Source organism: Bacillus cereus group sp. RP43, assembly GCF_040459645.1.
GTDB classification, from domain to species: Bacteria; Bacillota; Bacilli; order Bacillales; family Bacillaceae_G; genus Bacillus_A; species Bacillus_A mycoides_C.
The window spans coordinates 2,365,775-2,389,833 of the sequence record NZ_JARVHQ010000001.1; the positions used below are offsets into that span (position 1 = coordinate 2,365,775).

The window sequence follows — 24,059 nt, forward strand, 5'->3', positions numbered from 1 at the left end:
GAAAAGGTGGATTTAACATGCGAGTAAAAGATCAATTATCATCATTACAACCGTATAAACCAGGTAAATCACTAGAGCAAATGAAAGAAGTATACGGGGACCATTCATTTGTTAAGTTAGCATCAAATGAAAATCCATTTGGCTGTTCACCTCGTGTTTTAGGGGAATTACAAAAATCTTGGCAGGAACATGCATTGTACCCAGATGGCGGAGCTACAACGCTCCGTCAAACGATTGCAGAGAAATTACAAGTGCAAATGGAACAAGTGCTTTGTGGTAGTGGGCTCGATGAAATCATTCAAATTATAAGCCGTGCAGTGCTCTGTAAAGGAGATAATATCGTAACTGCTGGCATGACATTCCCTCAGTACCGTCATCATGCGATTATTGAAGGATGTGAAGTGAAAGAAGTTCCTTTAAATAACGGTGTATATGACTTAGATAGAATTTCTTTAGCTATTGATGAACATACAAAAATCGTTTGGATTTGTAACCCGAATAATCCGACAGGCACATATGTTGATGAGCGAAAATTAAATCAATTTATTGAGGGAGTTAGTGAAAATACGTTAATTGTCATTGATGAAGCGTACTATGAATACGTAACAGCAAAAGATTTCCCAGAGATATTACCTCTTCTAGAAAAACATAAAAACATTCTTGTACTTAGAACGTTTTCTAAAGCGTACGGATTAGCTTCTTTCCGCGTTGGATATGCAATTGGACAGGAAGAGTTAATTGAGAAATTAAATGTCGTCCGCTTACCATTTAACGTGTCTTCATTAGCACAAAAAGCAGCAACGATTGCCTTTAGTGATGAAGCGTTTATTGAAGAAATAGTACGTGTTAACGAAGAGGGATTACAACAGTACGAAAGTTTTTGTACAGAAAATGAAATCCCGTTTTATCCGTCGCAAACGAACTTTATCTTCTTACCAGTAGATGATGCTGGGGAAATTTATGAAGCTTGTGCGCATGCAGGGTTTATTATTCGTCCGTTCCCAAATGGCGTACGCATTACAATTGGAACAAGGGAACAAAATGAAGGAGTGATTTCAGTGTTAAAACAACACTTTGAAAATAAAAAAAGTAAGTCTCGAGATGAGGCAAATGTGTAAAAAGGTAGTACTAATAGGTACTGGATTAATAGGAGGCTCACTTGCATTAGCGATTAAAAAAGAGCACGATGTAACGATAATCGGCTATGACATATTTAAAGAACAAGTAGAGCGCGCAAAAGAATTACATGTAGTTGATGAAGTAGCAGTAGATTTACAGCATGCATGTGAAGAGGCACATTTAATTGTTTTTGCCTCTCCAGTTGAAGAAACGAAAAAGTTATTACACAAACTTGCATCATTTCATTTACGAGAAGATGTTATTGTTACCGATGTAGGAAGTACGAAAGGGACAATCATGAATGAAGCGGAAGCTTTATTATCAAAGAAAGTTTCTTTTATTGGCGGACATCCGATGGCAGGTTCTCATAAAACTGGCGTTGAAAGTGCAAAGGCGCATCTTTTTGAAAACGCGTTTTATATTTTAACGCCAATGAATCACGTGCAGGCGGATCAGGTGGATAAGCTAAAAGAATGGCTAAAAGGAACAGGCTCACATTTTCTCGTTTTAAATACAAAAGAACACGATTATGTAACAGGCATTGTTAGTCATTTCCCGCATCTTATAGCAGCAGGATTAGTAAAACAAGTTGAGAAACATGCCGGGGATAACCCGCTTATTCACCAACTAGCGGCAGGCGGATTTAAAGATATAACACGTATCGCATCAAGTAGCCCGAAAATGTGGAGTGATATTGTAAAACAAAATCGCGGGCATTTATTGGAACTATTAGAAGAATGGATCTCAGAAATGGAAGAGTTATATAAGACTGTTTCTAAAGGAGATGCAGGTGAAATACAAAACTATTTTGCAGATGCGAAAGAATACCGTGATTCTTTACCAGTGCGAAAGAGGGGCGCAATTCCTGCCTATCACGACTTATACGTCGATGTTTTAGATAAAGTAGGGGCTTTAGCTCATATTACGAGTATTTTAGCAGAAGAAGAAATTAGTATTACAAACTTGCAAATATTAGAAGCCCGCGAAGGACTACTTGGGGTGCTTAGAATTAGTTTCCAAAGAGAAGAAGATCGCATGAAGGCAAAGTTGGCGCTAGGAAAAGAAGAATACCAAACGTATGAAACAATTTAAAAAAGAAGGTGAGAACGTGAAAGAAACAACAATACAACCTGTAACTAATGGATTGAATGGCACAATCACAATCCCAGGTGATAAATCAATTTCGCATCGCGCTGTCATGTTTGGCGCAATTGCAGATGGAAAAACAACAATTAAAGGATTTCTTCCTGGTGCGGATTGTTTAAGTACGATTTCTTGTTTTAAAGAAATGGGAGTAGAGATTACGCAAAATGAAGACGAAGTTACGGTAATTGGAAAAGGATTAGAAGGTTTGCAGGAACCAAAAGCTGTATTAGATGTTGGTAATTCTGGTACAACGATACGATTAATGTCAGGAATACTTGCAAACACACCATTCTTTTCTTGCGTGCAAGGTGATGATTCAATTGCGAAGAGACCGATGCAGCGTGTAACAAATCCACTAAAGCAAATGGGTGCAAAAATTGATGGCCGAGAAGAGGGGACGTTTACGCCGCTCACAATACGCGGAGGAGATTTAAAAGCAATTGAGTACACTTCACCTGTAGCAAGCGCACAAGTAAAGTCAGCTATTTTACTTGCAGGTCTTCGTGCAGAAGGTGTAACAACTGTTACAGAACCACATATTTCACGCGACCATACGGAAAGAATGCTTGAAGCGTTCGGTGTAAAGGTAACTCGCGTGGGGAAAACCGTAAAACTAGTGGGTGGCCAGAAGTTAACAGCAACAGACGTTCATGTGCCAGGTGACGTATCATCAGCGGCATTTTTCTTAGTAGCAGGTGCAATTATCCCAAATAGTAAACTAGTATTACAAAATGTAGGAATGAACCCAACACGTACAGGTATTATAGATGTTTTAGAGAGAATGGGTGCTACATTTACTGTAGAGTCAATTAACGAAGGGGCATCTGAACCAGCTGCAAATATTACAATCGAAACGTCTTCACTAAAAGGAATCGAAATTGGCGGAGATATAATCCCAAGATTAATCGATGAAATTCCAGTTATCGCCTTAGCAGCAACACAAGCAGATGGAATTACAGTCATTAAAGATGCACACGAGCTAAAAGTGAAAGAAACGAATCGTATCGATACAGTCGTTGCTGAACTAACGAAACTCGGAGCCCGCATTGAAGCAACTGATGACGGAATGATTATTTACGGCAAATCAACTTTAAAAGGTAGTACAGTACATAGTCACGGAGATCATCGCATTGGCATGATGCTTGCGATCGCCGGCTGTATTGCAGAAGGAGAAACAACGATTGAAGATGCAGAAGCAGTAGGCGTATCATATCCTACATTTTTTGAAGAGCTTCAAACGTTAGCTAAATAAATTGATGAGAAGCAGATGCGTAATGTATCTGCTTTTTTATATAAGATAGGTCGATATTCTTTGTTGAAGTGCCGATATAATTTCATTCACCTCACTGGAATATTAAGAATTATGGTACAATTCAAACAGAGGATGGAGGGAGAAATATATGAACGTCATACAATTAAAAGAAGATAAATTCAGAGAAGCACTAACCTTATCAGAATACGCTTTTCAATATAAAGCAAGTGAAGAACGAGTAGAGCAACAACTTACTCGAATGAAAGAAAGCCATGAAATATACGGTATTATGGAAGAGGGAAACTTAGCAGCAAAACTCCATCTTATTCCGTTTCATATTTACATAGGAAAAGAAAAGTTTAAAATGGGCGGCATTGCAGGGGTAGCGACGTATCCAGAGTATAGAAGAAGCGGATATGTAAAAGAGTTGCTTCAGCATTCACTGCAAACGATGAGAAAAAATGGATATAGTGTATCGATGTTACATCCATTTGCAGTGTCATTTTACCGTAAATATGGATGGGAACTTTGTGCGGATCGCCTTATATGTCATATGACAAAGAGCGATTTAGTTATGAAAAAACAAGTGAATGGTACTGTGAAACGTTTCAATAAAGAAAATCACCCAGAAGAAGTAGAGAAGATCTATGAAACATTTGCGGAACGTTTTTCAGGTATGCTAGTTCGCAGTGGAAAATGGTGGTTACAAGCGGTCTATCATGATTTAACATTAGCGATTTACTATGATGAAAATAAAACAGCAGCTGGTTACGTGTTATATAAAATAGAAAATTATAAAATGACAGTAGAAGAATTTGTTCCATTACATAATGAAGCGAGAAATGGCCTATGGAACTTTATTTGCCAGCATGATTCTATGATTAAAGAAGTTGAAATGATATTAAGTGAGAAAGAACCGTTGTTATATACATTGCAAGAGCCGCGAGTGAAGGTGGAAATGAAACCATATTTTATGGGTAGAATTGTAGATGTGCAGCAGTTCTTAAATCAATATGAGTTTAACTGGAACACTATGCAACAAGAAGTGATTTTACATATTACAGATTCATTTGCTCCGTGGAATAACGTAACTGTGAAACTTGTAAATCATGAAGTAACAATGATAAAAGAAGAGACATTAAATAAAGGAATTAGACTGGATATCAATGTGCTATCTACAATAATGTTTGGCTACAAACGTCCGTTAGAGCTAAGTAATCTTGAATTAATTAGTGGAAGCGAAGAAGAGATACGAACATTTGAGAATGTAGTCCCGGTGCGTGAAGCGTTTATTTATGATTTCTTTTAATTTGTAAATAGGAAATCGAGCTGTTCAAAAAGAAATTTTGGGACAGCTTTCTCTTATTTTATCAGTTTTTGTCGGCAAATCGATATATATTGAAAATCGCCGATATAAAAATTCTACACTACTTTGAAACACCCTTGACTTTTAATCCATGTAATTTATAATTAAAAACGGAATGAATTTTCATTCCTGAAAATTGAGGTGGAAAAAGTGGCTAAAAACAAACAAGAGGATATTTTTGATGCTGCGATACAACTTTTCGCAGAGCGTGGTTACGATGGTACGACAATTCCGATGATCGCTGAAAAAGCAAAAGTCGGCGCTGGTACTATTTATCGCTATTTTGAAAATAAAGAGGCACTCGTTAACTCACTATTTTCAAAAAGCATGTTGCAATTATCTGAAATACTAAAAACTGATTTTCCTGTTGAAGCAAATATTCGTGAACAGTTTAGTCATATTTATAACCGTTTATTTGAATTTGCGAGAAACAATGTGGATGCTTTTCTTTTTACAAATTCTCACTGTGATAGTTATTTTCTGGATGAACAGAGCAACAAAATATTTGACGATTTTATAGGCTTCTTTATGAATATTATAGAAGATGGAATCGCAAAAGGTTTTCTCCGTCCATTGCCTCCAGTTGCTTTAATTATTATTGTATATCAACCGTTAGAAAAATTAACTAAAGTAATGGCAACAGGGCAATTAGAATACTCAAAAGAATTAGTAAAAGAATTGGAAGAAAGCTCTTGGAATGCTATTAGAATCATTTGATTCTATAGCTTTATAAGGACAGGAATGAACATTCATTCCTAAATAAATATAAAAAACTATTACAGGAGATGATATATCCGTACAATCAAAGGAATGAATATTCATTCCGCAGGTAGAGGTTTGATAGAATTGAAAAATAATTTAATAGGATAATAGGAATGAATATTCATTCCGTTTAGAGTATAAAAGTTTATGAGTGGGAGAGGATCGATATGAGCAAGCTAAAAAGTTGGAGAAGTTTATCGTTTCTATTATGGATAGTTATTACTATTACAATGATCGTAACGATGCCTAATATGGATAAATTAGTGAAAGAAAAAGGGCAAATTACGATTCCTAATACAGAACAAAGTAGTATTGCTGACAAGATAATAAAGGAGATGGATAAAGAAGGGACTGAAAAGTATGAAATTATAGCTGTCTTTAATAGTGGAAGTAAGAAGGCTTTAACAAATGAGCAAAAAGAGGAAATAACGAAAACGATCAATGCTTTACAAAATGAAAAAGAGCAATTAGGAATTAAGGAAGTTGTTTCACATTTAGATAATAAAGATTTGGAAAAACAGTTGATATCTAAAGACAATACGACCATTTTAACGCAAATCTCAGTAGATAAAAAAAATGGTGAAATATCAAAAGTTGCAAATGGGCTTCATAAAAAAGTGCAAACGAAAGGGGTAAAAACGTACTTAACAGGAAGTGATTTAATAGCGGGTGATTTTCTTACTTCCTCTCAAGAGGGAGTGAAGAAGACAGAAGTTATTTCTATCATTTTCATTCTAGTTGTATTAATCATTGTATTTCGTTCGCCAATTGTTCCGATTGTTTCCCTTCTTACTGTTGGTGTATCATATTTAGTTTCAATGGGGATTATTGCACATTTAGTGGATCAATTTAATTTTCCGTTTTCTAACTTTACACAAGTGTTTGTAGTCGTTGTCCTGTTTGGGGTTGGAACAGACTATAACATTTTATTATATACAAGATTTAAAGAAGAATTAAGTAAACAAGAAAATGCATTTTTGGCTACGAAAGAAACGTTTAAATCAGCAGGGAAAACCGTTTTATATAGCGGGATAGCAGTACTAATTGGTTTTGCATCTCTTGCTTTAGCGAGTTTTAAATTATATCAATCTACTTCAGCCGTAGCAATTGGTGTTGCAGTATTACTACTCGTATTAACTACTTTAAATCCATTTTTTATGGTGCTTTTAGGAAAAGGAATGTTTTATCCAGTTAAAACATTTAAAGGTCATGAGGATAGTCGCTTATGGGGATTTCTTGCGAAAAATTCAGTAGCAAGGCCATTTTTTGCTTTAATCATTGTATTCGTGATATCGATTCCTTTCGTATTAAAATATTCTAACACACTTAATTACAATGATTTATTTGAAGTAGATAATAAGTATGAATCAAAAATGGGGATTAACGTAATAGAAGAGCATTTCCCGCCTGGTTTCTCTTCACCGGGTACGCTAGTTATTCAATCTGAGAAAAAGCTAGATGAAGCGACTTCTCTACAAAATTTAGATGAACTAACTGAAAAAATTTCGAAAGTTAAAGGGGTTTCAGAAGTATATTCACCGACGCGTCCAACTGGAGATAAGATTAAAGAATTATATATAAATAAACAAGCCGGAGAATTGAATACAGGCTTAGGAGATGCAAATGGTGGTATAAAAGAAATTAATGACGGATTAACTGATGCGAAAGACAAAATGGGTGATAATGACTCAAATAGTCTCGCAAATGTTCAAAAGTTAATTGATGGAACAAATGAGGCGAAAAATGGCGTATCAGCATTAGGAACAGCTTTAAATCAATTATCGAATGGAATAAACAATGGAGCACAAGGGGCGAAGCAAATAGAGGATGGGCTAGCATCATTAAACGGAAATATCAATGCCCTTTCAAATGCAACTTCGCAGCTTCATGCTGGTTATGCTCAGTTAGAAAAAGGTTTAAGTTCGTACGATCAATATTTCGGAAGCATTTCTCAAGCGATTGATGGTGCGAAAAAAGGATATGAACAAATTGAAACGTTAATGAACAATTTCATTCAAACAAAACCAGAATTAGCAAATGATCCTAATGTGCAGCAAACATTAGGAATTGCAAAAGAAGCTCAGAAGCAATTAAGTGTCGTTTCAAATGAATTAAATCAATTAGCGACGCAGCACAAAGCAGCAATGAGTTCATTTAAAGAAGCAAATCAATCGTTACTAAAAGTAGATAATGGTTTAAAGGAAATGAACAATGGAGTAACGCAATTACAAAAAGGAGCAACCGAGCTGAAAAATGGCTTGAACGAAGGAGCTACAGGTTCAAAACAAATTACGAACAAGTCAGGTGAGTTACAATCTGGATTAACGAAAATAAACGATGGGCAAGGGCAGTTATTAACGGGGCTAAAAGATTTGCAAGAGAAGATGGGCCAATTACAATCAGGCTTATCTAAAAGTACAGAAGGTTTAGGAAAAGTAAGTAACGGTCTAGGGGACGCTCAAAAATATTTAGGTGAGCTGAATGAATCGAAAAGCTCTGAGAAGTTTTATATTCCAAAAGAAGTTTTGGAGGGAGAGGATTTCCAAAAAGCACTGAATACGTATATGTCACATGATAGAAAAACTGCTAAAATGACAATCATTTTAGATGTAAATCCGTATTCAAAAGAAGCGATGCCTATTATTCAAGAAATAAATAAAACAATAGATGGCACTATAAAAGGGACGGAAATAAATGATGCGAAAACAGCAATCGGAGGGACAACAGCTAGAAATGTTGATTTAAAAGAAGTAACTGGGCAAGATTTCTTGCGTACTGCTACGATTATGTTGATTGGAATTGGGATTGTATTAATTGTAATTACCCGTTCATTCTTAAATTCAATTTTTATTATCGGATCTTTAATTTTAACGTACTTCACATCACTTGGTATAAGTGAGCTAATAAGTACGCATGTATTAAACGTTGAGTCATTAAGCTGGAATGTTCCATTCTTTAGTTTCATAATGATTGTCGCTTTAGGAGTGGATTATAGTATCTTCTTGATGATGCGCTATAACGAGCTAGAAGGGGATTCAGTAACGAAAATTATAACCGCATCTCGTCACATAGGCGGAGTCGTATTATCAGCAGCACTTATTTTAGGCGGGACATTTGCAGCTTTAATACCTTCAGGTGTATTAACTCTTATACAAGTTGCATTAGTTGCTGGCATCGCTCTTATACTATTAGCTTTAATTGTTATGCCAATTTTATTACCAGCTTTAATAGGGTTAACGAGTAAAATACAAAGTTATAAAAAGAAAATAATTGATACGAAGTAATAAAAAAACTGTAGAGAGTGTGTTCTCTACAGTTTTTTATTGAAAACAGAGTGAAGAACGTTTGCGAATAAACGAAAAAATACTTTCTAATATATGGTAAAATATAGTTGGGGAAATACGGAAAATATTCACGCCCTTTTTTGTAGTAGGAGGGATTTATGGGTAACAAACAAATCATTCGTTTATGGTATGTTAAGTTTTGTTGGGGCAATTATATTCTTGAGGTTGTGCGAATATCTTTTTGATATGAATTTGTATAACGAAATGACCGATTCATTTATATTCACTTTTCTTTCATACATAATATCCCAATGGAATATCGTGTGTTTCCGTTTGTTTTGAGTATTGTTACTAGTTACGTATACCGAAAAACAAATTCATTGCTAGCACAAATCCTTATTCACTATATATGGAATTTAACTAGTATTATTTAAAATGCTGTATTAACCAGTAAATCAATGTAATAACCACACGATAAAAGTAATCAACCGTTGCTATTCATCCAGCTTCTACTATATAATAGCTATAGTCTACAATAATTGAGTCGTAATATGCGATTTTTTAAGACAATCGGTGAGAAAACGCTGAAATAAGTGGTATTAGTAGGAGGACACAAATGATTACAGTAAGTAACGTTAGTTTGCGTTTCGCGGATCGCAAATTATTTGAAGATGTTAACATAAAATTCACACCAGGTAATTGCTACGGTTTAATCGGAGCAAACGGTGCTGGTAAATCAACATTTCTAAAGATTTTATCTGGTGAAGTTGACCAATCAACAGGTGACATACATATTACGCCAGGTGAGCGTCTAGCAGTATTAAAGCAGAATCACTTCGAATATGAAGAGTTCCCGGCACTAGAAACAGTAATGATGGGTCACACACGTCTTTATAAAGTAATGCAAGAGAAAAATGCAATTTACATGAAAGAAGACTTTAGTGATGAAGATGGCATGCGTGCTGCAGAACTTGAAGGTGAGTTTGCTGAGCTAAACGGTTGGGAAGCTGAGTCAGAAGCTGCAATCCTTCTAAAAGGATTAGGTATCGGCGAAGATATTCATGATAAAAAGATGTCTGAATTAACAGGGGCAGAGAAAGTAAAAGTATTACTTGCTCAAGCTTTATTCGGTCAACCTGATATTCTATTACTAGATGAGCCTACCAACCACTTGGACTTAAAAGCGATTCAATGGTTAGAAAACTTCTTAATGAACTTTGAAAATACAGTTATCGTTGTATCCCATGACCGTCACTTCTTAAATAAAGTATGTACGCACATGGCTGACCTTGATTTCGGTAAAATTCAATTATACGTTGGTAACTATGACTTCTGGTATGAATCAAGCCAATTAGCATTAAAACTAACTCAAGATTCTAACAAGAAAAAAGAAGAGAAAGTAAAAGAGTTACAAAACTTTATTGCGCGCTTTAGCTCAAACGCATCTAAAGCGAAGCAAGCAACTTCTCGTAAAAAATTATTAGATAAAATTACATTAGATGATATTAGACCTTCATCACGTCGTTATCCGTTCGTTGGTTTCACACCAGAGCGTGAAGTAGGAAATGACTTATTAACAGTTGAAGGTATTTCTAAAACGATTGATGGAGAAAAAGTATTAGATAATGTGAACTTCATTTTAAATAAAGGTGATAAAGTTGCATTTATCGGCCGTAACGATATTGCGATGACAACATTATTTAAAATTCTTATGGGTGAAATGGAGCCAGACAGTGGTTCATTCAAATGGGGTGTAACAACATCTCAAGCTCATTTCCCAAGAGATAACTCTGAGTACTTCGAGAACAGTGATTACAACTTAATTGATTGGTTACGTCAGTTCTCTCCACAAGATGAATCAGAAAGTTTCTTACGTGGTTTCTTAGGCCGTATGTTATTCTCAGGCGAAGAAGTTAAGAAGAACGTTTCTGTATTATCTGGAGGAGAAAAAGTTCGTTGTATGCTGTCTAAGATGATGTTAAGTGGTGCAAACGTATTAACATTGGATGATCCAACGAACCATTTAGACCTTGAGTCTATTACGGCATTAAACAATGGTTTAATCGCATTTAAAGGTACGTTACTATTCACATCTCATGACCATCAGTTCATACAAACAATTGCAAACCGTATTATTGAAGTAACGCCAAACGGTGTAGTCGATAAGGAAGCAACATATGATGAGTTCTTAGAAAATGAAGAACTTCAAAAACAAGTTGTTGCAATGTACAAAGGTTAATAATGAATGATTAAAACCCTCGCTCTCTTTTAAGAGAGCGGGGGTTTTATGTAATATACTTCAAGTAAAAAAACATTCGTTTTAATATGAAGTGGAGGAGAGTTAAGATGAATAATTATTCAAAAATAACATTAGCGATGGTAAGAAACTTTGATGCTGCACCTGAAGAAGTTTTTGAAGCGTGGATAAACCCTGAAATGATGAAGAAATGGTTTTTTACATTGGAAGGGACGAATAAAGTAACGGAAAATACTCCTGAAGTAGGAGGAAGTTGGGAAATTGTTGATCATCGTGATGGAAAAGATTATCGAGCAATTGGGGAATACATCGAAATGAATCGTCCAAAAAAATTAGTATTTACATTTAAAATGCCACAGTTTAGTGAATTAGAAGATACAATTACAGTTGAGATAAAAGATCATCAACAAGGATCTGAAATGACATTTTCACAAAACATTATCGTTCCTCATGAAGAAAATTGGACAGAACTTCATATTGAAAAAGCGCTTAAAGAGCATCATGACGGGTCTGAACATGGTTGGAATTTAATGTTTATGGGGTTAAAGGAATTAGTTGAAACTGGGGAAGTTAGTTATAAAGGATAAGATTGTAGAAAAAGTGTAGTTTGAGCAATTACTTCAAACTACACTTTTTCTTATGTGAAATATGTACCAAAACTGGAGATAGATTAGTTTGCAAATGAGGAAATAAAGGATTATAGTTTGTGGAGTCATAATTAGTGGATGAGCCCCTGGGAGAAAATAGGAAATGTTACAAATGTATTTTGTTAAATAGAAACCAAGGTCAAAATGTTTAAAAAGAAATAGTTGAATAAATAAAAGCTACAAATTATAATTACTAATATTCTTCATATAGTTAAACAAATAAAATCTATTTGAAGAAGAAAAATTGAATAGAGAGACAGACTTATATAAAATAAGCCTTGGATGATCAAAAGAGGTGGAGAGATGCAACAATTTTTATTAAAGAGTAAAAGAGTATTAAGTAATCATTTTGGATTTTTCGTATTTGCTGTTATTTTACTTTGGTTAAAAACATATGCAGCATATGTGACAGAATTTAATTTAGGGATATCGAACACAATCCAAAAGTTCTTACTGTTTTTCAACCCGTTAAGCTCAGCAGTTCTATTTTTAGGGCTCGCATTATTCGCAAAAGGGAAACGAGCTTACATTTGGTTAATTATTATTAATTTGCTAATGTCTATACTTTTATACGCAAACGTAGTATATTATCGCTTTTTCAGCGACTTTATTACGTTCCCGACATTAACACAATCGAATAACTTTGGAGATTTAGGTGGTAGTATTTTTGCGTTGCTACACTTATATGATCCACTATATTTCTTAGATACAATCATTTTAATTGTTTTAGTCGCAACGAAATTTGTAAATCCTAAACCAATCCGTGTTGCGAAGCATAAATTATCTCTAGTATTTGTAGCAGGTATTTTATTCTTTAGCGTTAACTTAGGTCTGGCAGAATCTGACCGTCCTGAATTGTTAACAAGAACATTTGATCGCAATTATATCGTGAAATATTTAGGGGCGTACAACTTTACGATTTATGATGGTATTCAAAGTGCGAAAGCATCAACAGAACGAGCATTAGCGGATGGAGATAATATGACAGAAGTTAGAAACTATCTTTCATCAACTTATGCAAGTCCAAATCCTGAGTATTTCGGTAAAGGAAAAGGAATGAACGTAATTTATATTCATTTAGAGTCGTTCCAAAACTTTTTACTAAACTACAAACTAAATGGTCAAGAGGTCACACCATTCTTAAACTCATTTACAAAAGATGCGAATACGTTATACTTTGATAACTTCTTCCATCAAACAGGACAAGGTAAAACATCTGATGCGGAGTTCATGTTAGAGAACTCAATGTTTGGATTACCACAAGGATCTGTTTTTACAAATAAAGCTCATAACACGTATCAATCAGCACCGGCTATTTTAGGCCAACAAGGATACACATCAGCAGTGTTCCACGGAAATTATAAAACGTTCTGGAACCGTGATGAAATTTATAAATCATTTGGCTTTAATCAATTCTTTGATGCGTCATACTATGATATGAACGAAAAAGATGTAGTAAACTATGGTTTAAAAGATAAACCGTTCTTTAATGAATCAATTCCGTTATTACAAACGTTAAAACAACCGTTCTATACGAAGTTCATTACGTTATCGAACCATTTCCCTTATCCGATTGATAAAGCGGAAGCAACGATTGAACCAGCTAAAACAGGTGATTCATCAGTAGATACGTACTTCCAAACAGCACGCTATTTAGATGAATCTGTAAAAGGATTCATGGATTACTTGAAACAATCTGGTTTATACGATAACTCAATTATCGTTATGTACGGTGACCATTACGGTATTTCAGATAATCATAGCGCAGCAATGTCTCAAATAATGGGTAAAGAAATGAACTCATTTGAAAATGCTCAATTACAACGTGTACCTTTAATCATTCGCGTACCAGGAATGAAAGGCGGCGTACAACATCAATACGGCGGAGAAATTGACGTTCTTCCAACGTTATTACACTTACTAGGTACAGATACGAAAAATTATGTTCAATTCGGATCAGATTTATTATCACCAGAGCATAAACAAGTCGTTCCGTTCCGTAACGGTAACTACGTAAGCCCAACAGTTACTGCACTTAACGGCAAATATTATGATACAGCGACTGGGAAACCTGTAGAATTTACAGATGAAATAAAACAAAATGAACAAATGGTTCAAAAATCACTAAAATACTCCGACCAAGTTGTTAACGGTGACTTATTACGATTCTACACACCAGAAGGATTTACACCGGTAGATCGTTCTAAATATAACTATAACAATCGTGATAACAATAAAACGAAGGTGAAGACGACTGAAGACGGGGAAACAAAATAAATAATAAAAAATCCTACTCGTATAGAAAATGAGTAGGATTTTTTGTTTTAAGATTTACTTTCGGATTTTTGGATTGCTACTTTTTTAGGCATAAAACATGCAATAATCAAAGCTACAAAGGATAAGACTAACATAAATACGTAGGCATCACTTGAGCTGAAGATAGAAGATAATTTCGTTACTTGCATAGCTGAGATGCTTCCGTGCTCACTAGATAACTGTGAAGTATGTGCAGTGGATTGAATTGTATACACAGTGATAATGAATGCTGTTCCAATAGCACCTGCTAATTGGCGAATTGTATTATTTACTGCTGAACCATGCGAACCTAGTTCTCTTGGTAAAGCATTTAAGCCTGCTGTATTTAAAGGCATCGAAATGAAACTTAACCCAATTCGTAGAATAATGGTACGAACCATTAAATACATATAAGTTGTGGATTCGGTCAAATCAATTACACCCAACATCGAAATAACGATACATATTAATCCTGTGATAAAGAGTGGTTTTGCTCCGTATTTATCAAACATTTTCCCTGTGATAGGTGATAAGAAGGCATTAATCACAGCTCCAGGTAAAAGAAGTAAACCTGATTCAAATGCAGTAAAACCTCGTCCATTTTGCAAGTAAATTGGTAATAGAATTAAATCTGCATACATAATCATCGTAATGAGTACGTTAATGACTGATGTAAGAGTGAAAACTTTATACTTAAATACTGATAAATTTAATAAGGGATCGTTAGACTTTATTTGACGTAAACAGAATAAAGATGTAACGATTATACCGATGATAATTGTTGTAATAACAACTGGATGATCCCATCCTTTGCTTCCTGCACTACTAAACCCGAATATAATACAACCAAAGCCAATCGTTGATAAAATGACACTTACGATATCTAATTTTGCTTTTGTTGTCTCAGCAACATTCATTAAATATTTTAGCGCGAGAAGAATAACGATTAATACAAATGGAGCTAATCCAATAAATAGCCATCTCCATGATACATATTCAATAATAAAGCCAGATAATGTTGGAGCGATAGCTGGCGCAAAAATTATGGCGAAACCAATAGTCCCCATAATGCTTCCACGCTTTTCACTAGGGTACAAATATAAAATAACTGTCATCATTAGTGGCATAATAATTCCTGCCCCAACTGCTTGAATCATTCTTCCTGTTAACAAAATGCCAAAATTCATGGCGCATGCACAAAGAACAGTCCCGATAAACAAAGAGAGCATGGAGCTAATAAATAGCTGCCTTGTAGTAAATCGTTTCATTAAAAATGCAGTAATTGGCACTAGAACGCCATTTATGAGCATAAAGCCTGTTGATAGCCATTGTACTGTTGCAGCCGTAACATCAAATACTTCCATTAAATTACTCATCGCCACATTTAATAGCGTCTGATTTAATGTTGATAAAAAACAGCCGGCAATGAGCACAACTAAAATGATTTTTTTATTTCTTGCCGAAATTTCCTTTTGCATTGATAAACTCCTTCATTGTTTTCTTGATTTATCGACATGGTGTCGATAAAATTAATGGTAACAAAATAAATTTTCTTTGACCATGAACAGTTTTTTTGAAAATGTTCACTACTCGACATAGATGGTATATGATGTCGATAAAGTTAAAGAAAATCTATAAAGGGGTTTAAAAATGTCTACACCTAAAAAAGAAGATCCTCGTACAGTACGTTCAAGAGAAATGTTTAAAGATGCTGTTATTTCACTCTTATGTGAGAATTCTAGTATTTCAAGTTTAACGATTCAGAAAGTCGCAACTAAAGCAGGATTAAATCGAACAACATTTTACTTACATTATCAAGATATTCAAGATTTAATAGGCCAAATCACGAATGAGATTTTAAATGAGCTTTCTAATAAAATTGTTGATTTAATGCATGCAAAAGATTTATCAGAAAAACAAAAGCTAACACAATTACTTGATTATATATATATCCACCGAAATTATTTATTTATATTATTTAAAATGAATCAATTTGAAGAGCAATTATTTTTATTTTTAAAAGAATTAATTGAAACGAGAAGAGAGAATACGAAAAAGGATTTACCTGATAATTATGTTGCGGTTGATATTAAAACAGCCTCATTGGTAGGTATTATCATGTGGTGGATAAGGAATGGACTTCACTTTAGTTCAGATTATATTGCAAATCAAATTTATTTTATGTATAAAGGGTAATAAATTTAAACAATTTATCCGTATTAAAAAAAGATTAAAATAACCTAGTATAATTTAAAGTATCGGGATTAATAAAAATTTATAAAACAAAAGATCCAGAGATAGAAGGGGGATATTCATGAATTTTAAAAATGAAAAAATATCATTACATTTAGAGGTTGTAAATTACCAATATAAAGATGCGAAAGACGAGTGTGATAGAAATTGGTTAAGAGTAAAAGCGAGACTGTCAGAAGAAAATAAAGTTTTTGAAACGATGGATCCTTTTTTACAAACACCCGATTTACAGTACATGATAAAATGGTTTCAATCATTACCAAACCCTACATATAACGAACTAGATTTCATCGAGCCAAATTTAGCGTTTGAATTTATGGGAGAAAAAGAAGGGGAGTTTCACCTTGTTATTCGCTTATCGCTGGAACTTAATCCTTCATGGTGTAAGGAAGAGGAGTACGAATTTTCTATCAGTATCACTCAAGATGATAGAGAGAATATTATTCGTTCTATTGAAGAGCAACAAAGGAAATTCCCAAAACGATAATAAAAAGACTTGATAACCTACTAGAGGAAATCAAGTCTTTTTTATTAAATACGATTATCATGCCAGAAGTTTAATGGGAAGTGTTCGTTCTCATGATAACTTTCTAATTCATATCCTCTTTCTTTCAGCCCTTTAATAATTCCAGGTACTGCTTTAACTGATTGTGGATGAATATCGTGCATAAGAATAACTTCTGTTGGATTTGTAGCACCAGCTAGAACGTTTTCTACGATTTTAGCTGAAGCAGCATCAACTGGCATTTTGTTGTATTTCCAGTCTAATGAATCAATTGTCCAATCCCATACTTTTAAACCATTCTCAACAACTTTGTTGCGAAGGGCTTCATTTAATCCTGGCATTGAGCCGTAAGATGGGCGAGTTAATACTGGTGATTTACCGAGAACGCCAGCGATTAAGCCTTGGTCTTCCTTCATTTCATCAACGTAGTGACCTTCTGTATACAGTTTCTTGTAGTTATGAGTCATACTGTGCATCCCAACATAGTGGCCTTCAGCATCTTCACGTTTTACAAGATCAGGGAAAGCTTTCACGTTTGAACCAATTAAGAAGAATGTTGCTTTTGCATTTTCGCTCTTTAACATATCTAAAAGCTCAGCTGTGTATTTTCCAGGACCATCGTCAAATGTTAAGTAAGCAACTTTTCTAACTTGCCCGTTATAGTGCTTTGGAGCTTCTTTCGGGGCAAGGGATGTTTGAATTTCACTTACAAGTTGAACAGATTTAGCTTCATCCTCTGTACTTGCTAGAGCGATATGTGTTGATCCGTAAACAGCTTCGTATGTAAATAATACCCCAGCGCAAATCAACAGAGCCCTTTTCACTAAAGTTGTCATCCGAATTCCATTGTGCATAATTTTCCTACTCTCTATAAAAGTTCTACTCTACTATATTAGCAATTTTAGAGGGGGAAATGCAAAAAAACTTTTTTACAAGTGTAAAAAAGTTTTTCCAAAAGTATGCAAGATTTTATAATAATTGCGTTTTGAAAAAATGGATAATTTGAATCTTTAATAGGAAACACTACAAAGGATATTAATTTTAGGAGGTGCTTTAATTGAAGTATAAAAAAATGCTTTCTATATGTATGACAAGCATATTTACAGTAGGACTGCTATTTGGGTGTAATACAGCTCAAAAGGATGAACAGGAACCAGATCCAACGGAGGAACCTTCTGAGCAAAAACAACAGGATAAGAATAAACAGGAAGATCCTTCTAAAGAAAAAAATAATGAGTTAAATAAAAAAGATGAACAGGAGCCAGATCCAACTGAAGAACCTTCCGAAGAAAGAAAAGAGAAAAAAGAAAATGAGTAATTGTGGATTAGTAAAATTCACAGCATGAAAATGAAAAATAGAAGTAAGTAACTTTAAATCATAAAAGCCCTTTTCTCTTCATTTAAGGAAAGTGGCTTTTATACATTTTAAACATTCCTTTAGAAAGCCCATTCTTATTAATAGATTTTATTGTATCCATCGGTCCAACGATATAGATTGGGCCAACTTATACTGTATTGCTTAGGAAGTGAAATGGTTATGGGATAAAAAGATGAAAAGTTTTTTTGAGGACAGTTTTAAAATTTCACATACCGTACTTAAAAAATAAATATAGGAAAACCAAAAAGTAATGTAGAATATATCGTACATACGTATATGAAGTCAACATAAAACATAAAAGAGGTGGGCATATGTTACTTGAAGAAGTAATGCAGCAACTAGAAGAATATGGGACAGAACAAACTCGTAAGACATATAAAAACCATGGGGCGAAAGAGCCGTTATTTGGAGTTAGTTTTGCGAATTTAAAATTGTTAAAAAAGAAGATAAAAAAGGATCATGATTTAGCAATTTCATTATGGGAAACGAAAAATATGGATGCAATGACTTTAGCAACGATGATTTTAGATCCGAAGGAACTAACGTCAGAACAACTAAATAGATGGGTTCAGGATGTTGATTATTATTGTTTAATGGACGTTCTTATGACGGCTATATGTACGTCGCCAATCGCGATAGAAAGAATGGCAGAATGGACGAAGTCTGATGATGAATGGATTGGAAGAGCAGGTTGGTCATTATTAGCGAATATCGCAATAAAAAATAAAACGTTAGATGATGACTACTTCTTACCGTATTTAGAAGAGATTAAAGTTCAAATACATAATGAAAAAAATAGAAAAAAGGAAGCAATGAATAGTGCTTTAATTGCGATAGGGATTCGAAATGAAGCTTTAGAGCAACAAGCAATTGAAATTTCACGTGAAATTGGAAAAGTAGAAGTTGATCACGGTGAAACGTCATGCAAAACACCAGATGCAGAATCCTATATTAAAAAGACACGAGAAAGAGCTGAAAAGAAGAAAGTAAAATAAGAGAAGGAGAAAGGCTATGAAACCACTTGAAGCGGCACAAAGTATTATTACATCACAATTTTCGAATTGTGATGTTGCTTTACTAGGGGGAAGTGTTGCTAGAGGAGAGGCTACGAAAACATCTGACCTTGATATTGTAATATTCGACCAAAGTTTGTCATCTTGTTATAGAGAATCTTTCTATAGTAATGGTTGGCCTGTTGAAGTATTCGTACATAATTTTGAAACGTACAAAACCTTTTTTAAAAGTGATTGTGAGCGCGGGCGACCTTCATTACCTCAATTGGTTTCAGAAGGTATTGTGTTAAAAGGAAAAGATGAAATTGTAGAGATAATCAAAAGAGAAGCAAATGATTTATTAAATAAAGGTCCTGAAAAATGGTCAGAAGAAACGATGAAGCAGAAGCGCTATTTTATTACGGATACTTTGGATGATTTCATTGGTGCAACAAAGAGAGAAGAAGAATTGTTCATCGCAAATCTATTAGCTGATTTAGTACATGAATATGTTTTAAGGATAAATGGTAGGTGGCTTGGAAATTCAAAATGGTTTATTAGGGTGTTAAGAAGGTATGACGAGCAATATGCAGAACATTTTGTAGCAGCTTTTGATCATTTTTATAAAACAGAGAAGAAAAATGAATTAATTAGTTTTATAGAAAATACGTTAGAGCAGTATGGAGGAAGAGTTTTTGAAGGGTTTTCTATCGGGAAATGAAAAGGGGATAGCAAAATGAATGTACCATTCGTTCAATTAAGAGAATTGACACAAGACGATGTAGAAGATCGATATCAATGGTCATTAGATACAGAAGTAACAAAGCATTTAGTTGTACCAGATCAATATCCACCGTTCACTCGTGAAGATACGAAAAAATGGATTGAAGCATGTATAAGTCGAGAGAATGGTTATGAACAACGAGCTATCGTTACAAAGGAAGGTATACACATTGGATGGGTAGACTTAAAAAACTTTGATAATACAAATAAAAATGCTGAACTAGGGATTGCAATTGGAAATAAAGAATATTGGGGTAAAGGATATGGAATGGCAGCTCTGTACAATATGTTACAAATTGGCTTTTCTGCATTCGAATTAGAAAAAATATGGCTACGAGTAGACGAAGATAATTTACAAGCTAGAAAGAGTTATGAAAAAACAGGATTTGTTTGTGAAGGAATAATGAGAAATGATAGATTACGTCATGGTAAATTCATTCATCGATATCGTTATAGTATGTTAAAAGAAGAATATCAATCAAATAGTCTATAAAAATATTATGTAAACTTAAAGGGGATAGAGAAATGATTCGATTACTTACGAAAGAAGATGCAGAAAAATATTGGGACTTACGTTTACAAGCATTACAAGTAAATCCAGAGGCATTTGTAACAACTTATGAAGAAGCGGTACGGCAAGAAAATCCTCTTGAGCGAGTTGCAAATAATTTAACATCTAATACTAGCTGTACATTCGGTGCTTTTAATGAAGAAAATCAATTAACTGGAGTTGTCACTTTACTAACAGAAGAGAAAGAGGCGTATAAGCATAAAGGTCATATCGTTGCGATGTATGTAGATGCACAAAATAGACGGAACGGTTTGGCACGTGAGTTAATTGCAAATGCAATTCAAAGAGCGAGAGAAATAGAACTAGAGCAATTGAACTTAGGTGTTGTATCCACAAACGAACCAGCAAAAAAATTATACGGATTAATGGGCTTTAAAACTTATGGAATTGAAAAGAGAGCTTTAAAGATGAATGGTGTATATAGTGACGATGAATATATGGTGTTATTTCTTTAAAGAATACATATATAATGAGAATTGCGAATTTTAATTATATTTATTTTGTTGTATAGTATAACAAGAAACTAAACAAGGGGTTTTAAAATGAAAGCTATTGCAGTAGGGATATTGGCATCGTTTTTCTTTGCCTTTACCTTTGTTTTAAACCGGTCGATGGACTTAGAAGGTGGAAGTTGGATTTGGAGTGCATCTTTACGGTATTACTTTATGGTTCCAATGCTATTACTTATTGTCATGTATAGAGGGAACTTAAAACAACTCTTTCAATATATGAAAAACAATCCGAAAGAATGGTTGTTATGGAGTATTGTTGGATTTGGTCTCTTTTATGCACCGCTTAGTTTTGCGGGTGCGTTTGGACCGGGGTGGCTCGTTGCTTCAACTTGGCAAATTACGATAGTCGCAGGGATTTTATTAACACCATTTTTCGCGGTAGATCCATTACATAAAAAACTTCCTATGAAGGAATTAGTAATGTCAGGCATTATTTTATTCGGTGTTGTTCTTATGCAAGTAGAACATGCTTCTTTAGGGATTCGTGAAACTGTTTTATGTGTAGTTCCTGTACTCATTGCAGCGTTTGCGTATCCACTCGGAAATAGAAAAATGATGCAAGTATGTAAGGGCGAATTAGATGTATTCCAACGAGTTCTCGGTATGACATTAGCAAGTTTACCATTTTGGTTATTACTATCTGGTTACGAAGTATCTACAAGCGGATTACCGTCAAGTAACCAAGTTTTTCAATGTTTTATCGTTGCGATTAGTTCCGGTTTAATTGCGACAGTATTATTCTTCTATGCGACAGATCTTGTAAAAGATGATCCGCAAAAATTAGCAACAGTCGAAGCGACACAGTCCGGTGAAGTTTTATTTGCGTTAGTAGGAGAGCTTATCTGGTTATCTGCTCCAATTCCGTCTTCTTTATCTTGGATTGGAATGAGTCTCGTTATTGTCGGAATGATACTTCATAGTTATGTAGCTGTAGTTGTGAAAAAAGACGAAAAAATAACAGCGTAATGAGATTAGCTCTTTTTCATAAAGAGCTAATCTTTTTTCATGAAAAGGGATGGCGATATGATGTTACAGCGTGTTAAGCATATAGAAATAGATCCAATTAAGAAAGTGTTAAAGCATGCGACTGGTCCGAGTGAAGTAAGCTTAATAAAAGCAGTTTCATTGTATGAAAATAATCATGCAGTACTATATAAATATTGGAATAAGGGTTGCATAGGTATAGCGCTAATTCATACAAATAGAGCGAGAATATGTCACATAGCGGTTTCTAAAAAATATCGCAATCAAGGAATTGCACTTCAAATGATTAAAGAAATAATTAGGAAATATGAGTTAACATATATTGAGGCTGAGACAGACAAAGAGGCAGTCGGATTTTACAAGAAATGTAACTTTAAGATTGAAAGTTTGGGAGAAAAATACCCGGGGGTAGAAAGGTTTTATTGTTATTTAGAGAATGAATAAAATAAAGAGCTCACCATTTGTGATGGACTCTTTCATATGAGTATAAAGTTTAAATTAAGATTGCTAGAGTGAAAGTTTTTCATTGCTGTGATGTAACGCTTTCATTTTGTTTCATTACAAAAATTTTCTTACCATCTTCATCTACAATTTTAATAGAATCTCTAAGTTTAGGCACACCGATATACATAACAGGGTTTTTATCTTTTCCTTTGTTTTTTTCAATACGTAAGACGATAACGGATGTATCTTTTTCGTCTTTAACTTCTTTTACTGTAATTTTATCGTTTTTATACTTTTCTCCAAATGCTAAATATACCATTCTCTTTCCTTCACTAATGCTATCATTTGAGTAATGAATCATAGTTGGATCTTCTTGTGCTTTTTCGTATAAGTGTGAAGGACCATATCCACCTTCGTTATATCTAGACTTTTCTAACACCCAAAAATCTTCATATTCATTATTAGAAAAAGTACAGCCACTTAAGCTAATAATTCCTAATATGAAAAGGGGTAATATAATTTTCTTCATTGTGTTCACCTTCCTTTATTAATTTCAAATAAACATACCATAATTTAACTGTTTTCGATATGATAAGAACGATAGGTGTATAGTGATATAAATGATTATGTTAAAAATTAAGAAAAATATGATAATATATGTATGTATTAGTTTAAAGCAAAATGGGGGAACAATCGTGAAAATGAATGAAATAGTGGCGAGTACACAACTTCCAAATACAATCGAAACAATTACTAATGATTTAAAAGAATTAGGGATAGAAAAAGGAATGACAGTTATTGTTCATTCATCATTAAGTTCGATCGGTTGGATATCTGGTGGGACAGTTGCCGTAGTAGAAGCGTTAATGAAAGTTGTTACAGAAGAAGGAACGATAATTATGCCAACTCAATCTTCAGATTTATCTGATCCAAAACATTGGTCAAGACCACCTGTACCAGAAGAGTGGTGGCAAATTATCCGGGATAACGTCCCAGCATTTGACCCACGTATAACACCAACAAGGGCAATGGGAAAAGTAGTTGAATGTTTTCGTACATATCCGAATGTATTGCGCAGTAATCATCCGCTCAGTAGTTTTGCAGCATGGGGGAAATACGCAGAAGAAATTACAGCGAATCATTCACTTTCCATAAGTTTTGGTGAAGAATCGCCATTACGAAAAATATACGATTTAGATGGATACATATTATTACTTGGTGTCGGTTATGACTCCAATACGTCCATACATTTATCTGAGGTACGTACAGGTGCACGCGAGTTAATAAAGGTAGGAGCGCCTATTATAGAAGAAGGTGTAAGGGTATGGAAAGAATTCGTTGAAATGGATTACGATTCTGACACGTTTGTAGAAATCGGAGTTGAATATGAGCTTAAAGGAACAGTTACGCGTGGGAAGATAGGGAATGCGACGTGCCGTTTTATGAGGCAGCGTGATGCAGTTGACTTTGGAACAGAGTGGTTTCGTGCGAAAAATCAGTAAGGGATGG

Annotated in this window: 23 protein-coding genes; 20 read left to right on the forward strand and 3 right to left on the reverse strand. The window is 34.4% G+C overall.

Features of this window, described 5'->3' with window-relative positions; translation table 11 throughout:
* Positions 1-17 precede the first annotated feature (17 nt).
* The 10 genes from hisC (at position 18) to ltaS (ending at position 14,110) form a co-directional block, all read left to right on the forward strand.
* Positions 18-1,118: a histidinol-phosphate transaminase gene (hisC, locus tag QCI75_RS12445; RefSeq protein WP_353760573.1), complete on the forward strand. Its 1,101-nt coding sequence runs from the start codon at positions 18-20 to the stop codon at positions 1,116-1,118.
* Complete coding sequence (gene tyrA / locus QCI75_RS12450; protein ID WP_144506804.1) at positions 1,111-2,211, forward strand: prephenate dehydrogenase; 1,101 nt, start codon at positions 1,111-1,113, stop codon at positions 2,209-2,211. Before hisC ends, tyrA begins: the two co-directional genes overlap by 8 nt.
* A 16-nt stretch (positions 2,212-2,227) precedes the next feature.
* The gene (aroA, locus tag QCI75_RS12455; protein WP_353761523.1) at positions 2,228-3,517 is read left to right on the forward strand and encodes a 3-phosphoshikimate 1-carboxyvinyltransferase; all 1,290 of its coding nucleotides are present in this window, start codon (positions 2,228-2,230) and stop codon (positions 3,515-3,517) included.
* A 148-nt stretch (positions 3,518-3,665) separates the two neighbouring features.
* Entirely contained in the window at positions 3,666-4,826 is a 1,161-nt protein-coding gene (locus QCI75_RS12460) for a GNAT family N-acetyltransferase (protein ID WP_353760574.1), read from the forward strand.
* A 207-nt stretch (positions 4,827-5,033) separates the two neighbouring features.
* Positions 5,034-5,600, forward strand: a complete 567-nt coding sequence (locus QCI75_RS12465; protein WP_071746311.1) for a TetR/AcrR family transcriptional regulator — start codon at positions 5,034-5,036, stop codon at positions 5,598-5,600.
* 212 nt (positions 5,601-5,812) lie between these two features.
* The gene (locus tag QCI75_RS12470; RefSeq protein WP_353760575.1) at positions 5,813-8,929 is read left to right on the forward strand and encodes an MMPL family transporter; all 3,117 of its coding nucleotides are present in this window, start codon (positions 5,813-5,815) and stop codon (positions 8,927-8,929) included.
* A gap of 296 nt (positions 8,930-9,225) precedes the next feature.
* Positions 9,226-9,363 carry a CPBP family glutamic-type intramembrane protease gene (locus tag QCI75_RS12475; protein ID WP_353761525.1) on the forward strand — a complete coding sequence of 46 codons (138 nt, stop codon included), beginning with the start codon at positions 9,226-9,228 and terminating at the stop codon, positions 9,361-9,363.
* A gap of 182 nt (positions 9,364-9,545) precedes the next feature.
* Entirely contained in the window at positions 9,546-11,168 is a 1,623-nt protein-coding gene (locus QCI75_RS12480) for an ABC-F family ATP-binding cassette domain-containing protein (protein WP_098777942.1), read from the forward strand.
* A gap of 107 nt (positions 11,169-11,275) precedes the next feature.
* Positions 11,276-11,773, forward strand: coding sequence for an SRPBCC family protein (locus tag QCI75_RS12485; protein WP_353760576.1), 498 nt, complete (start codon positions 11,276-11,278; stop codon positions 11,771-11,773).
* Positions 11,774-12,136: 363 nt separating this feature from the next.
* Complete coding sequence (gene ltaS / locus QCI75_RS12490) at positions 12,137-14,110, forward strand: lipoteichoic acid synthase (protein ID WP_144507837.1); 1,974 nt, start codon at positions 12,137-12,139, stop codon at positions 14,108-14,110.
* A 47-nt stretch (positions 14,111-14,157) separates the two neighbouring features.
* Here ltaS and QCI75_RS12495 read toward each other — a convergent pair whose 3' ends face one another.
* Positions 14,158-15,606, reverse strand: a complete 1,449-nt coding sequence (locus QCI75_RS12495; RefSeq protein ID WP_353760577.1) for a DHA2 family efflux MFS transporter permease subunit — start codon at positions 15,604-15,606, stop codon at positions 14,158-14,160.
* Between the two features lie 172 nt (positions 15,607-15,778).
* Between QCI75_RS12495 and QCI75_RS12500 the strand changes: the two genes are divergently transcribed.
* Both QCI75_RS12500 and QCI75_RS12505 read left to right on the forward strand, forming a co-directional pair.
* Positions 15,779-16,324: a TetR/AcrR family transcriptional regulator gene (locus tag QCI75_RS12500; protein WP_144507833.1), complete on the forward strand. Its 546-nt coding sequence runs from the start codon at positions 15,779-15,781 to the stop codon at positions 16,322-16,324.
* Between the two features lie 118 nt (positions 16,325-16,442).
* The gene (locus QCI75_RS12505; protein ID WP_144507831.1) at positions 16,443-16,868 is read left to right on the forward strand and encodes a WapI family immunity protein; all 426 of its coding nucleotides are present in this window, start codon (positions 16,443-16,445) and stop codon (positions 16,866-16,868) included.
* Between the two features lie 44 nt (positions 16,869-16,912).
* Here QCI75_RS12505 and QCI75_RS12510 read toward each other — a convergent pair whose 3' ends face one another.
* Complete coding sequence (locus QCI75_RS12510; protein ID WP_353760578.1) at positions 16,913-17,740, reverse strand: peptidoglycan-N-acetylglucosamine deacetylase; 828 nt, start codon at positions 17,738-17,740, stop codon at positions 16,913-16,915.
* Positions 17,741-17,943: 203 nt separating this feature from the next.
* Here QCI75_RS12510 and QCI75_RS12515 point away from each other — a divergent pair, with 203 nt between their 5' ends.
* From QCI75_RS12515 to QCI75_RS12545, 7 genes are all read left to right on the forward strand, one after another.
* Entirely contained in the window at positions 17,944-18,204 is a 261-nt protein-coding gene (locus tag QCI75_RS12515) for a hypothetical protein (protein ID WP_353760579.1), read from the forward strand.
* A gap of 371 nt (positions 18,205-18,575) precedes the next feature.
* Positions 18,576-19,259 (forward strand): DNA alkylation repair protein, encoded by a 684-nt coding sequence (locus QCI75_RS12520; RefSeq protein ID WP_144508742.1) that lies wholly within the window; start codon positions 18,576-18,578, stop codon positions 19,257-19,259.
* Positions 19,260-19,275: 16 nt separating this feature from the next.
* On the forward strand, positions 19,276-19,977 hold the full coding sequence (locus tag QCI75_RS12525; protein WP_144508743.1) for a nucleotidyltransferase domain-containing protein: 702 nt from the start codon (positions 19,276-19,278) through the stop codon (positions 19,975-19,977).
* A gap of 15 nt (positions 19,978-19,992) precedes the next feature.
* Positions 19,993-20,532, forward strand: a complete 540-nt coding sequence (locus QCI75_RS12530) for a GNAT family N-acetyltransferase (protein WP_353760580.1) — start codon at positions 19,993-19,995, stop codon at positions 20,530-20,532.
* Positions 20,533-20,564: 32 nt separating this feature from the next.
* Complete coding sequence (locus QCI75_RS12535) at positions 20,565-21,065, forward strand: GNAT family N-acetyltransferase (RefSeq protein WP_144508745.1); 501 nt, start codon at positions 20,565-20,567, stop codon at positions 21,063-21,065.
* Between the two features lie 87 nt (positions 21,066-21,152).
* Positions 21,153-22,088 (forward strand): DMT family transporter, encoded by a 936-nt coding sequence (locus QCI75_RS12540; protein WP_353760581.1) that lies wholly within the window; start codon positions 21,153-21,155, stop codon positions 22,086-22,088.
* 60 nt (positions 22,089-22,148) lie between these two features.
* A complete protein-coding gene (locus QCI75_RS12545) occupies positions 22,149-22,550 on the forward strand; it encodes a GNAT family N-acetyltransferase (RefSeq protein WP_144508747.1) in 402 nt (133 codons plus the stop codon).
* Between the two features lie 79 nt (positions 22,551-22,629).
* Here the strand turns inward: QCI75_RS12545 and QCI75_RS12550 are convergent, their stop codons facing one another.
* Entirely contained in the window at positions 22,630-23,079 is a 450-nt protein-coding gene (locus QCI75_RS12550; protein ID WP_144508748.1) for a hypothetical protein, read from the reverse strand.
* Positions 23,080-23,251: 172 nt separating this feature from the next.
* Here QCI75_RS12550 and QCI75_RS12555 point away from each other — a divergent pair, with 172 nt between their 5' ends.
* On the forward strand, positions 23,252-24,052 hold the full coding sequence (locus QCI75_RS12555; protein ID WP_144508750.1) for an AAC(3) family N-acetyltransferase: 801 nt from the start codon (positions 23,252-23,254) through the stop codon (positions 24,050-24,052).
* The last annotated feature ends 7 nt before the right edge of the window (positions 24,053-24,059 follow it).